We start from the raw sequence: 12,337 nt of genomic DNA on the forward strand, positions 1-12,337 counted from the left end.
GCGCTATCGTCATTGCCCGAAGAAGATGCTATCCCGCCCTTGCGGCGCAGCTGCAGGACTGAGTCCACTTTCCGAGCCGCCGCTACTTGCACCGCCCACCGCCTGCGCAGCGGCTGCGCGCATTTGCCCGGCGGGATAGGTCGAATCGGGTTCATCGAAGGTTCCCGCGTCGCGGGCCTGGATCAATTCCGCCTGTACTTGTGCGCGCGTTTTGCCATGCGTGGCTGATTCGCCGAACGCGGTCCACGGCGCGAGCGCACCGGCCATAACAACCACCGAAATCACCAATCGCTTCATTTCATATTTCCTGGTTCGATTGTTCAACAAGAACAAGATGCACAACAACAGGCGTAACCCGCGGATCGGGTCGCCCTAAGATTGATTTCGCGGGAATCGCTACGAGCGGGGCTAACGAGGCGGCATGTCCTGCCTTGCATAAGCCGACTCCCATCCGCCACCGAGTGCCTTGCACAGCGTGACGAGGTTCACAGCGGAATCCGCTTCGCTGCGCTCAAGATCGCTTTGCGCCTGAAGCAGTTGCTTCTGCACGTTGAGCACTTCGAGAAAATCGACCGCGCCCGCCTTATACCTTTGCTGCGCAATCGACAGCGCGGTCAGGTTCAAGCTCACCACCTTCTTGAGGCGATCCCGTCTGCGCTGTTCGGCGTCGTAGACAACCAGTGCATCGTCCACCTCGCGCCATGCCTCGAGCACCGTGCGCTTATAGACAATCGCTGCTTCCTGTTGCTGTGCCTCGCGCAGATGCAGCGTGCCTTTCAGACGGCCGCCTTCGAAGATCGGCAGCGTGATCGATGGACCCACCACGAACTGTCCGGACGCCCAGTCAGCCAGATTCGACAACTGCAGGCTCTGGAACCCCGCACTGCCGTTCAGCGAGATGCGCGGATAAAAGTCGGCCTTCGCCATGCCGATCGCTGCGGTCGCCGCATGCAATTGCGCTTCGGCTTGCCGGATGTCGGGCCGGCGCCGCGCCAGTTCCGATGGAAAGCCGATCGGCACCTGCCCCGGCAACGCAGGCACATCGTGCGGCTCGACAAGCGTCTGCCGCAGCGCACCCGGCTCTTTGGCCAGCAACACGCCGATCGCATTGATCAGCGTCGTCGAATGCGCTTCGAGCGTCGGAATCAGGCTTTCGATCGTCTCCTGCTGGGCCGCCGCATTGGCCACATCCAGATTCGTGGTGACGCCTTCGCGCACGCGAATCTCCGTGAGCTTCGTGGCATCTTTGGCGATCTTCAGATTCTGGTGCGCGATATCGAGCAAAGCTTGCGTGTCGCGCAACTCGATGTAGTCTCGCGCCAGTTCCGCGCGGGCCGACAGCAGCACCGAGTTGCGATCTTCGTAAGATGCCTGGCTCAAAGCCGTGGCGGCCTCGACGCCGCGTCGGGCGCGCCCCCAGATATCGACTTCCCACGATGCGTCGAAGCCGAACTGGTAAAGGTTATAAGCAGGCGAACCGCTCGACCCGGGCAACGGCGCCACACCGAGCGGCGCAGCGCCCGAAGCGGATTGCGGCTGGCTGCCCGTCGGCGACACGCCGAGCAACGACAGGATGCCGTTCGGACTGCCGCGCTCGCGGTCATACGATGCAGCGGCGTCCAGCGTCGGGTACTCCGCCGCGCCGGCAATGCGCTGCTGCGCCCTGCTTTGCCGCAGCCGCGCAGACGCCGCCGCCACGTCGAGGTTCGCATCGGTCAGCTGCTGTTGCAGCGAATTCAGCGTGGCATCGTTGAACAAGGTCCACCAGTCCGGATTGAACTCCGCCGCGACGGCCTTGCTCGATGCCTGCGCGGATTGGGTGCGGTCGAACACATCGGGTGTCGATGCAACCGGCGGTTCGAAATTTGGCCCGACCATGCAACCCGCGAGCGCCAGGCACAGCAGCACCGCCGCCGCCGGCGTGCGAAAGGAGAATCTGCGCGCGTTCATTTGTTGTCCGTTCCGGCGATCGGCGCATTGCCGCCATGCCTCGCAATCGTCACCTCGGCTTCCACCGAGAGCCCCACGCTCAATGCAGCCGCAGCCGGCTGCCCCTGATCGATCGTGATCTTGACCGGCACGCGCTGGACCACCTTCGTGAAGTTGCCGGTGGCGTTGTCCGGCGCGATAGGCGCGAAACTGACGCCCGTCGCAGGCGCAAGACTGTCGATCTTCCCTTGAATCAACACGCCCGGAAACGTATCGACCTTGATGCGCACGCTATCGCCTGGGCGCATATGGGTGAGCTGGTTTTCCTGGAAGTTGGCGACGATATAAGCGTCGGACAGCGGCACGATGGCGAGCAACGACGCGCCAGGCGTGACGAATGCGCCTACCCGCACCGAGCGCCTGCCGACCTTGCCGTCGATCGGCGCATGAATCTCCGTGTACGAAAGATTGAGCTGCGCCTGTTCGAGCACCGCCTCCGCGTGGCCTACGGCACCGGCCGCCTTGTCGCGCTGCGTGCGCAGCACGTCGAGATTCTGCTCGGTGGTGAGCAGCGCGGCACGGTCGTGAGCCTGCTGCGCGAGTTGTTCCGCCAGCGTACTGGTCGCATGCTGCTGCTCCTGCGTGGTGCCCGCGCCGGCATCCGACAGATTGCGATAGCGCGACGCGTTGGCACGCGCGAATTCGATCGATGCATCGTCGGATTTCAGCGTGGCGCGCGCCTGATCGACCAGCGACGGCTGCCGCGCGATCTCCGCGTCATAGTTCGCCACCGACGCCTTGGCCGCCACCACATCGGCCTGCGCGCTCATCAGCGCCGCACGGAAATCGCGATCGTCGATGCGCACCATCAGCTGGCCGGCCTTCACCTGCTGGTTGTCCTGCACCAGCACGTCCGAGATCTGCCCGGCTACACGCGGTGCCACGAGGGTGAAATCTGCCGTCACATAGGCATCGTTAGTGGATTGCGTGTTCGAGTCACCAAGGAACCCGGCAAGGGCCCATGCAATGATGCCGAGTGCAACCACGCACAAGACCAGAACAACGATTTTTTTGGGGAATCGAGTGGCAGATGACATATTCGTCGCTTAGCGGGTAGAAGGCGGCGTAGTGCTCCAGGGCGGATAGATACGCACGGGTAGAACCGGAATCAGAAGAAGGAAGCCAAGCGCGATACACGCCATCACAAGGTAAAGATCTGCCGACGTCAGCACCACGGCCTGTTCGTGAATGCGGTGCGCGAGTTGTCCGAGCCCGTGCGTCGCATCGACGGCCTGATCGCCGACCAGTGCGTGATTGCCGAGCTGGTCGACCAGCATGTTCGAATGAAGCCGTTCGCGAGCCGTCCCCAGGCCGTCGAGCAGACCGGTCGCGGCAGCGGCGGAAAAGGTCTTGACCGTGTTGAACATCGCCGACGCAAACGGCCCTTCGGTAGGCGGCAAGCCGGTGGTGACGCCCGTCAGGATCCCCAGAATCACCATCGGCTGCGCGACGATCTGCAGCGATTGCAGCAGGTAGAAGTTTTCGCGAACCCAATCGGAGGTCATGTAGCTGCCCATCACGCAGGTGATGATCATCAGCGAGAGTCCGATGGCCATCACCCAGCGGTGGTCGGCGCGCCGCGTGTTCAGCAATGCCGCGGTAAGAGGCAGCGCAACCAGCAAAGGGATGGCCACCAGCAATGACAGCGGTGCGGTTTGCAGCGGCCGGTATGCATGGATCCTGCCGAGGTACTGGCCAGGAATAGCGGCCACGCCGACCAGCAGCATCACTGCACCCACCAGCGTGCTGAGCCCATGCGCGAAGTTTCTGCGGGCCAGCAGTTGCAGCTTGAAAAACGGCACAGGATGAAACCACTCGTTGACGAGGAACGCGACGAGCAACGGCACGCCGCCGAAAAACATCACGCGGATAAAGCCGGAATTCAGCCAGTCGAGCCGATCGCCCTGCAACAGGCCAGTGACGAGCATCACGAAGGCCGGGCATCCGGTGACGAACCCAACCCAGTTGAACGAACGGAACCGTTCGAGCTTCGGTGCATCCTGCGGCAGCCCCCATTGAATCGCGATACAGGTCAACACGCCCATCGGCACGATTTGCCAGAACGCCATGCGCCAATTGACATACTCGGTCCATAACGCGGCGAGGGGTGTGCCCACTGCCGGGCCGAAGGTTGCAGTAAGTGCATAGCCGGCGAGCCCGTATAACTTGATCTTCGGCGGCAGATAGCGCAGCGCCACGATGATCAGCATCGGCGGCAGACAGCCGCCGGCAATGCCCTGCAGCACGCGCAACAGATAGAGGCTGTGCAGGTTCGGCGCAAACGGACACAGAACCCCGAAGATCATCGTGGCCAGCACCGCGCCGATCGTGAATCGTTTCAGCGTGAAGGTGATACCGAACCATGGCGCAAAGACCATCGTCGTCACATTGGCAGCTTCGAATAATGCAGTCAGCCACGTTCCATCGTCCTGGCCGATCGACAGCGCGCCGCGAATGTCGGCCAGCGCCAGCGCGGTGACCTGCTCGTTCAAGATCGCGAGCAGCGACGCGCACAGCATGCCGATCAGCCCCGTTGCGAGGCGCAGCGAGAACGCGGGTGACGCTGGTGGCGTGGGCGCCCCGCGCGCCGCGGCCGCCCCTTCCGCTACGGGGTCCGGCAGCGAAGATCCACTCGCTGGCGGCTGCTCCGTGACGCTTGTCGAAGGGTGTGCGGGGATCATAGAGGTGCGCCAGAAAAGTTAAGCCAATCGATTTTCGCTTTCTTGTATCGCTCGTTTCGCATGACGAATAACGACTGCGGGCGCTATATGAAAACTGATTGAATTCTAGGAAGGCGCCCGATCTTCTACAACGCACCATTACGCGATGTATTGGCCATTCGATTTGAAAATCCGGCCAGCGTTGGTATTGCCGCTATAACAATGCGTTATCTGGAAGCAATGCTTTTCCGTTTGGGCCGCGAGGCACGCACAGCATGCTGTGCGCTTGTGGCGCGTTGCCGTGCGTCGCTTCGCGTTACGCCTTTGGCTGCGCCTCGGCGAAATACTGCGGCGCCTCGCGGCGATCGAACATGCCGTACTCGCGGATAATGCGCACGCTGCGCTGACGTGCGCCGTCCTGCGCCGCGGCCTTGCTTGCAAACGCGTCAGCTGCCGCCTGATCGACCCACGTCACCACCACGATCACGTCGCCAGGCGCGAGCAGTGCATCGAACGCGTCCCACTTGACGAGGCCCGGTGCCTGACGGTCGAGCCCAAGTGAATCCGCAACCGCTTCCGCGCCAGCCTCCTTGACCCACTCAGCCGCGCGTTGCCCTTCGAGCAGCATCACTGCCTTGCCGTCGCCTGTCTCGGTGACGTCGAGGCGTTGCTCGGCCAGCGTGTAGCCTTCCGGCACATGCGTATCCGTCACCACCTGCCCGATGCGCAGGCGATAGTCGGCAAATACGCGATCGCGCGCGGCCTGCTGGATCTTGTAGTGGTTGGTCGTGACGCGCCAACGAATCAGCGCTTTCTCGTCGCGCCAGCTCGACAGCGACAGCAGCCAGTTGGGGCGAGTCAGGCTCGCATAACGCGTGTTGTCGATAAAGCCGTCGATCGTCTCGAGTTCCGGCCGCAGCATCTTCGCCATGCCGAGATAGGCATTGAATTGCTCGAGGATCGGATTGACTTCCAGCATTGCGGCAAACATGGGTGACTCCTTTTGCTTGATCACGGATAAGGTGAATTTATTATCCGAGAGCGAGCGATTTTCCCTAAGCTTTGTCAGGCTAACTATCTGGCCAAGCAGTGCGAATATCTTGCCAGCCAGCATTAGCGCATCCGACTCCGCACTGAATCCGGAATTAGTCTTTTTCCGTCGAGGTAACAAAGTGGAGAGGCATCATCGGGAAAGCGCGCGTGGTGAATTCCCGGAAAGAATCGGCGATGGCCGAAAGCGGGCCACATGTGTCGACTTTTGGGCCAATCGAAGCCACCGACACTTTCAATCGGCGGCTCGATACTTACAATCCGTTAACGCCCGCGTCGCGCTGCGCCGCGGATGTGATTGGCAGGTTCGCGGCCTTTCCTTTGCGAACACAATTCAGGCAGAGAATCACGATGGACAGATTGCGCGAGATGGAGGTTTTTATAGCCATCGTTGATCGAGGCAGCGTCACGGGCGCGTCTGAGAAGCTCGGCATGTCGGCGCCCGCCGTCTCGCGTGCACTGGCTTCGCTCGAGGCTCGTCTGGGCGCGCAACTGATGACGCGCACAACCCGTTCGATCCGGCCCACCGGCGTAGGTGTCGCCTATCTCGATACCTGCCGCAAGGTGCTAGACACCATCACGGATGCGGAAGCGAACATTGCAGTCGAGCAGAATAATCCCGTCGGCAGCCTGACCGTCACGGCACCTGTGTTGTTCGGCCAGCGATTTATCGCGCCGCTCGTCAACGCGTACGCCAAGCGGTATCCGGACATCAACATCAACGCGATCTATATCGATCGAACCACGCGGCTTCTCGACGAGGGCGTGGACATTGCAATCCGTATAGGTCACCTGGGTGACTCGTCGATATTCGCGGTGCCGTTGGGCTCGGTGCGGCGCCGTACTTACGCGTCGCCTGACTATCTCGCAGAGCACGGGGAGCCGGTTCATCCGAAGGAACTGGTCAAGCATCGCTGCATATCGTTCACCGGCGTCAGTCATCCGTTCGAATGGTCGTTTTATGAAAACGGCTCGAGACTGCCGGTGCGGATTCAGCCGCGGATGATCGTCGATCTGGCGCCTGCGGCGGTGATGGCCGCTGTCGACTGTGTCGGGATTACGCAGCTGCTGTCCTACCAGGCTGCCCCCGAAGTGCTGGATGGCGCGCTGCGGCCCATCCTGCGCGCATTCGAACCCGAGTCGACACCGGTAAATCTGCTGCACATGGAGCGGCGCGCCACGAGCGGCAAGATTCGAACCTTTATCGAATTCGTCATCGAGTCTTTGCGCGGGAACGAGCACCTCAACTACGCGCACAGCAACAGCATGGCGGCCGAGGCCGAGGCGTCAGGGCGCTGAATGAAGCACTACTTCGAGCAGGACGTCTGCGCTACCGCGACGTGAAGCTCGCGGTAGGCAAGCACCAGCGCGTCGAGGCTGAAAGACCGGTTCAGGCCACTGGGGTTCGGCAACACCCAGGCCCGAGCGTCGCCGAACCGCTTTTGCTGCGGGCCCCACTCGATTTCACGCGTGCCGGACATCGCCGCAAGCGCCATCTTGCCGAGAAACGCGATGGTGTGCGGCGCATAGTGCCGAATCTTCCGCTCGAATTCCGACGCTGCCGCACTGATCTCGTCGCGCGACAACTGGTCTGCCCGAGCGGTCGGACGCGAGACCGCGGTGGTCAGCCCGTAGCCGTACTGCAACATCGTGCGGTCGGTCTCAGGGCCGAGCTGTATGGGCGTAAAGCCGCCAGATGAACGACGCGCCAGAAGCGGTTGCCGCGGCCCTCAAAATGGCGCCCCGTAGAAGCAGCACGAACCCCCGGATTGATGCCGCAAAACACCACCGACAAACCTGCTTCGAGGATGTCGGGAAGGCCTTCATCGGGAAGGCCCGCAGATAGCACGGAAGAAGTCATGCGGACACACAATTCCCATCAAGGTGAACGCTACGCGACGGCTTCCAGCTCAGCCAGCTCGATTTCGTCGCTGACATCGTCAAGAACCCGATGCGTTTCGCCTGGCACACCGCGGAACCGCTCGCGATACGCCTTCGGCGTAATGTTAAGCCGCCGGGAAAAAGTAGTCCGCATATGCGTAGCGCTATGAAAGCCGCAATTGAACGCCACCGTCTTCAGCGGCGCATCGGTCTCCTCCAGCAGTTTCCTCGCTGCATCGACGCGTACCTGTTCGACGAACGCGGACGGCGTCACCTTCGCATGCTTCGCGAACAACCGCGAAAAGGTGCGCCGGCTCACCGCGCTTGCCTTCGCAAGCTGTTCGATCGACAGCGCATCGGCAATGTGATCGATCACGTAACGATGCACCTTGCCGATGATCGTATCGTCATCCTTGCGAATACCGACGTAGGGGCTGTACTGCGACTGTCCGCCTTCGCGCTGGATATAAACCACCAGACGCTTGGCGACCCGCACCGCCAGTTCGTGCCCCCAGTCTTCGCTGACGAGCGACAGACACAGATCGATGCCCGCCGTCACGCCGGCGGACGTAAACAGGCGCCCGTCGCGCGTGAAAATCCGGTCGGGTTGCACATGGGCCCGCGGAAACTCGTCCGCGAGGCGCTCGGCGTTCGCCCAGTGCGTGGTCGCCTGCTTGCCGTCGAGCAACCCCGCGTGTCCCAACACAAACGCGCCGTTGCACACCGAACCATAGCGCCCCGCGCCGCGCGCCTGGCTGCGCAGCCATTGCAGAAACTCGCCTGTCGGGCGCGCATCGGGCAAGCCCGGGCCGCCTGCCACCAGCAGCAGGTCGCTTTGCGCGTCGAAGTCCTCATAGCTGAACGGTACCGAAAGCTGCATGCCGTTCGAGCACGACACGGCGCCCGCCCGGGCCCCGACGAGCACGACCTGATATTGATGCTGTGCCGGAAGCGACACGTTGGCTTCCGCAAATACGTCCATGGGGCCTGCAACGTCGAGTGCCTGCACACCATCGAATACGACAATGGCGACTTTCATGCGTGACCTTTACCAAGTATGAATATTCTCGCGTGAGGACCGGCTTGACGCCTGAGTACGGTGTGCGATCCAGTGGTGGCGAGCGATGACCCAGCTTACTGGAACGGCCACGCGGGATGAATGCCGTATCTGGTAATTGACTCGTGCGTGCGTGTAACAGATCGGCGCGCTGCTGTGGCGGTGCAAACCGGCCCATGGCCGGGATGCGGCCTATTTTGGCGCGCGAAACACCTTCATTGGAAACTGCGCGGGATCGATCATGGGCAGAATCGTTGCTGTCACCCTCGCAATTCCTCCAGAAGCACGTCACAAAGGTGTGGGATGGACTGAGCCCCAGGCGGAGAACCCGCCACAGCGATGTCCGGAACCTGGTGTTGAACATACGTTGTTCTCGAGTTGGAAGGGAATCGTCGTTAGATCCTGCCGCTGACAGTGTCAGCGCCCGTGTCCACCCGAGCCCACCATGCCCTCAATCCATCCAGTTGCAGCACCCGCCCCTCAGCCAGCACCGCCTGCCGGCGAATCGATGTCAGGCGCCGATATTATTTTGCGCGTGCTCAGCGAACAGGGCGTCGATACGCTGTTCGGCTACAGCGGCGGCGCGATCTTGCCGACCTACGACGCTGTATTCCGTTTCAACCAGACACACGAGCAGCACCCCGAACGCCAGATCAGGCTGGTCGTGCCGGCCAATGAACAGGCGGCCGGCTTTATGGCGGCGGGCTATGCGCGTGCCAGCGGCAAAGTCGGCGTGTTCATGGTGACGTCGGGCCCGGGCGCGACCAACGCGGTCACGCCGATCGCCGATTGCAATGGCGATTCGATCCCGGTCGTGCTCATCTGCGGACAGGTGCCGCGTGGCGCGATCGGCTCGGATGCGTTTCAGGAAGCGCCGGTGTTCAACATCATGTCGGCGTGTGCGAAGCAGGTGTTTCTGGTCACCGACCCGACGAAGCTGGAAGAAACGCTGCGCACCGCATTCGAGATCGCTCGCACGGGCCGTCCTGGCCCGGTGGTCGTCGACGTGCCCAAGGACATCCAGAACTGGACGGGCCCCTACAAAGGCGAAGGCACGTTGCAGTTTCGCGGCTACACCGACCGGCTGCGGATGGTGGCAAGAGGCGCGCGGCTGGGTAAGGACAAGCGGACGGAGTTCTTCCGCATGCTGCAGCAGAGCAAACGACCTCTGCTGTATGTCGGCGGTGGTGTGATCGCAGGCGGCGCCACGGCCGAACTGCGCCAGTTCGCCGAGCGCTACAAGATTCCCATCGTGACCACGTTGATGGGCGTCGGCGCGATACCCACGCAACATCCGCTGTGTCTCGGTATGCTCGGCATGCATGGTGCCGCCTGCGCAAACTATGCGGTCGAGGATTGCGATTTCCTGATCGCAGTGGGCGCGCGCTTCGACGATCGCGTCGCGGGCGGGCGTCCCGACGCATTTGCGCCCCGCGCGAGCAGCGTCGCGCATATCGACATCGACGAAGCGGAGATCAACAAGGTCAAGCGCGCGCACTGGACGCATGTGGGCGATGCGAAAGACACGTTGCTGTCGCTGATGGAGCAAAGCCCTCCGGTGGAATCGCCCGCGGACTGGCTCGAGCGGATCGCAGAACTCAAGCGCACGTACGGCATGAACTACGACCGCCATAGCCCTGCAATTCAGCCGCAGTTCGTGGTCGAGAAGTTAAGCGAAATTACCGGCGGGCGAGCCATCATCTGCACCGGTGTCGGCCAGCATCAGATGTGGGCCGCGCAGTATTTTCAGTTTGCCGAACCGCGCAGCCTGCTGACGTCGGGCAGTATGGGCACGATGGGCTTCGGCCTGCCGGCGGCGATTGGTGCACAACTGGCGCGACCGGACGCGCTGGTGATCGACATCGACGGCGACGGCAGTATCCGGATGAACGTCGGCGAACTGGAAACCGCAAGCACTTATGGGGTTCCTGTCAAAGTGCTGCTGCTCAACAATCTCGGCGACGGAATGATCCGTCAATGGCAGCGTCTCTTTTACGAAGGCCGACTGTGCGTGAGCGACAAGGCGCTCCATCGCAAGAACTTTGTGATGGCCGCACAGGCCGACGGCTTTGAATTTGCGCACAGCGTAACGGTGCCAGACGAACTCGAGGAAAAGCTGCGCGCTTTCGTGGCATTCGACGGCCCGGCCTTCCTCGAAGTGATGGTCGATCAGCAAGCCGACGTGTTTCCGATGGTGGGGCCCGGCCGCAGCTACGCAGACATGATCACCGGGCCGTTCATACCGTCACGTCAGCAGCAGGCAGCGCCTGCCGCGGGCGCGGAACGCCAACCGTCTGCGGACATGTTCTGACCGCGCCCAGGGTGATGCAACATGATCGACGCAGACAAGATCCACAGGGTTCTGGCCAGTCAGGTCCGGCGAGATATTCTGAAGTGGCTGAAAGACCCGGCCGCCCATTTTCCAGGCAACGAGATCGTCTGTTCGGGCGGTGTACCGATCGGCATGATTCAGGCGCGCACGGGTCTGTCGCAATCCACTGTTTCGGCCCATCTGTCTGCGTTGACCGACGCCGGGCTTTTAAAGGCTCATCGCGTCGGACAATGGTCGTTTATCTCTCGCAATGAAGAGACGATTCGGCGATTTGTCGCGTATCTGACCGACAGCCTTTCGTCGTCCGGCTCGTGACCCAGCGGATCGCTGAAGTCACCGGCCGGCGCGCAGATTCAGTCCCGACTGCGCGCGGCGCTATGCTCCGCTCATCGTCAGGATGATCTTCCCCACATTTGCGGACGCCTCCATGCGCCGATGCGCATCGGCAGCGCGTGCCAGCGGGAACGTGCTGTCGACCACCGGCTCGATGCCCGCTCCGCCTTCGAAGCGCTCGAGCCAATGATCGCGGAACCGCCGCACCATTGCGTGCTTATCCACCTGCGAGCGCGACTTCATCACGGTGCCCTTGATCTGCAGATGGCGATAAAGAATCTGCTCGAGTTCCACCGATACCTGGCCGCCTGCGCCAAGAATGCCGACCTGGATCAGGCGGCCGCCGTTCGCCAGTGACGCCACATTGCGCGCGAAGTAAGGCGCGCCGACGAAGTCGATCACAACGTCGACACCGCGGCCGTTGGTCGCCTTTGCAATGACTTCAGCGAAATCGTCGCTGCGATAGTCGATCACCACCTCCGCGCCTAGCTGGATCACGCGTTCTCGCTTGCCGGCGTCGGCGGTTGCGAAGACCTGCGCGCCCGATGCATACGCGAGCTGGACCGCCGCCGATCCCACGCCGCCCGCCGCCGCGTGAATCAGCACCGAGTCGCCGCGCTGCAAGCCGCCTAGGTACAGCAACGCCTCATGAGCCGTGACGAACACCTCGGGAATCGCAGCGGCGTGAACGTAATCGAGCGCAGCGGGAATCGGCATGGCCATCCGCCAGTCAATGCGCGCGAGTTCCGCATACGCACCGCCGCCCACCACGCCCATCACCCGGTCGCCTGCCTTGAAGCCTTGCGCCGCGTGCCCGGTTGCAATCACTTCGCCCGCTATTTCGAGGCCCATCAGGGTTGAATCGCCGAAGTCCGGACGGCCGTAGCCGCCGCGCCGCTGCGTCAGGTCGGCACGATTCACGCCGGCAGCGTGTACCCGCACCAGCAGGTCGTCGGGACGCACGTCGGGCACCGGCACATCTGCAAGCTGAAGCACGTCGGCCGCACCGAATTCGTCGAACGTGATGGCTTTCAT

At 62.3% G+C, this 12,337-nt stretch carries 10 protein-coding genes and 1 pseudogene; 3 read left to right on the forward strand and 8 right to left on the reverse strand.

The features are described from left to right. Positions 1-9: 9 nt before the first annotated feature. From ACYVNQ_RS17430 to ACYVNQ_RS17450, 5 genes are all read right to left on the reverse strand, one after another. Positions 10-297: a DUF4148 domain-containing protein gene (locus tag ACYVNQ_RS17430; protein WP_460903802.1), complete on the reverse strand. Its 288-nt coding sequence runs from the start codon at positions 295-297 to the stop codon at positions 10-12. Between the two features lie 111 nt (positions 298-408). Next, complete coding sequence (locus ACYVNQ_RS17435) at positions 409-1,950, reverse strand: efflux transporter outer membrane subunit (RefSeq protein ID WP_460903803.1); 1,542 nt, start codon at positions 1,948-1,950, stop codon at positions 409-411. Continuing rightward, entirely contained in the window at positions 1,947-3,026 is a 1,080-nt protein-coding gene (locus ACYVNQ_RS17440) for an HlyD family secretion protein (RefSeq protein WP_460903805.1), read from the reverse strand. The genes ACYVNQ_RS17435 and ACYVNQ_RS17440 overlap by 4 nt, the downstream gene beginning before the upstream one ends. Before the next feature lie 9 nt (positions 3,027-3,035). Further along, positions 3,036-4,670, reverse strand: coding sequence for an MFS transporter (locus tag ACYVNQ_RS17445; RefSeq protein ID WP_460903806.1), 1,635 nt, complete (start codon positions 4,668-4,670; stop codon positions 3,036-3,038). Between the two features lie 295 nt (positions 4,671-4,965). Continuing rightward, entirely contained in the window at positions 4,966-5,640 is a 675-nt protein-coding gene (locus ACYVNQ_RS17450; RefSeq protein ID WP_460903807.1) for an antibiotic biosynthesis monooxygenase family protein, read from the reverse strand. 410 nt (positions 5,641-6,050) lie between these two features. Here ACYVNQ_RS17450 and ACYVNQ_RS17455 point away from each other — a divergent pair, with 410 nt between their 5' ends. Next, a complete protein-coding gene (locus tag ACYVNQ_RS17455) occupies positions 6,051-6,998 on the forward strand; it encodes a LysR family transcriptional regulator (protein ID WP_460904947.1) in 948 nt (315 codons plus the stop codon). 8 nt (positions 6,999-7,006) lie between these two features. Here ACYVNQ_RS17455 and mug read toward each other — a convergent pair. After that, positions 7,007-7,560 (reverse strand): annotated as a pseudogene (mug, locus tag ACYVNQ_RS17460) (G/U mismatch-specific DNA glycosylase). 30 nt (positions 7,561-7,590) lie between these two features. Further along, on the reverse strand, positions 7,591-8,619 hold the full coding sequence (locus ACYVNQ_RS17465; RefSeq protein WP_460903808.1) for a GlxA family transcriptional regulator: 1,029 nt from the start codon (positions 8,617-8,619) through the stop codon (positions 7,591-7,593). A 526-nt stretch (positions 8,620-9,145) separates the two neighbouring features. On the opposite strand from ACYVNQ_RS17465, the gene ilvB reads away from it, so the two are divergent. Continuing rightward, positions 9,146-10,948, forward strand: a complete 1,803-nt coding sequence (gene ilvB, locus ACYVNQ_RS17470; protein ID WP_460903809.1) for a biosynthetic-type acetolactate synthase large subunit — start codon at positions 9,146-9,148, stop codon at positions 10,946-10,948. A gap of 21 nt (positions 10,949-10,969) precedes the next feature. Beyond that, positions 10,970-11,284 (forward strand): ArsR/SmtB family transcription factor, encoded by a 315-nt coding sequence (locus tag ACYVNQ_RS17475; RefSeq protein ID WP_460903810.1) that lies wholly within the window; start codon positions 10,970-10,972, stop codon positions 11,282-11,284. Positions 11,285-11,344: 60 nt separating this feature from the next. Here the strand turns inward: ACYVNQ_RS17475 and ACYVNQ_RS17480 are convergent, their stop codons facing one another. After that, entirely contained in the window at positions 11,345-12,337 is a 993-nt protein-coding gene (locus ACYVNQ_RS17480; protein WP_460904948.1) for an NAD(P)H-quinone oxidoreductase, read from the reverse strand.

This window comes from Paraburkholderia jirisanensis (assembly GCF_054782355.1).

What these genes read in the sequence shown, in the direction of transcription:
- ACYVNQ_RS17430 (WP_460903802.1), bottom strand. Translation starts at nt 297, where the DNA reads ATGAAGCGATTGGTGATTTCGGTGGTTGTTATGGCCGGTGCGCTCGCG.
- ACYVNQ_RS17435 (WP_460903803.1), bottom strand. Translation starts at nt 1,950, where the DNA reads ATGAACGCGCGCAGATTCTCCTTTCGCACGCCGGCGGCGGCGGTGCTG.
- ACYVNQ_RS17440 (WP_460903805.1), bottom strand. Translation starts at nt 3,026, where the DNA reads ATGTCATCTGCCACTCGATTCCCCAAAAAAATCGTTGTTCTGGTCTTG.
- ACYVNQ_RS17445 (WP_460903806.1), bottom strand. Translation starts at nt 4,670, where the DNA reads ATGATCCCCGCACACCCTTCGACAAGCGTCACGGAGCAGCCGCCAGCG.
- ACYVNQ_RS17450 (WP_460903807.1), bottom strand. Translation starts at nt 5,640, where the DNA reads ATGTTTGCCGCAATGCTGGAAGTCAATCCGATCCTCGAGCAATTCAAT.
- ACYVNQ_RS17455 (WP_460904947.1), top strand. Translation starts at nt 6,051, where the DNA reads ATGGACAGATTGCGCGAGATGGAGGTTTTTATAGCCATCGTTGATCGA.
- ACYVNQ_RS17465 (WP_460903808.1), bottom strand. Translation starts at nt 8,619, where the DNA reads ATGAAAGTCGCCATTGTCGTATTCGATGGTGTGCAGGCACTCGACGTT.
- ilvB (WP_460903809.1), top strand. Translation starts at nt 9,146, where the DNA reads ATGTCAGGCGCCGATATTATTTTGCGCGTGCTCAGCGAACAGGGCGTC.
- ACYVNQ_RS17475 (WP_460903810.1), top strand. Translation starts at nt 10,970, where the DNA reads ATGATCGACGCAGACAAGATCCACAGGGTTCTGGCCAGTCAGGTCCGG.
- ACYVNQ_RS17480 (WP_460904948.1), bottom strand. Translation starts at nt 12,337, where the DNA reads ATGAAAGCCATCACGTTCGACGAATTCGGTGCGGCCGACGTGCTTCAG.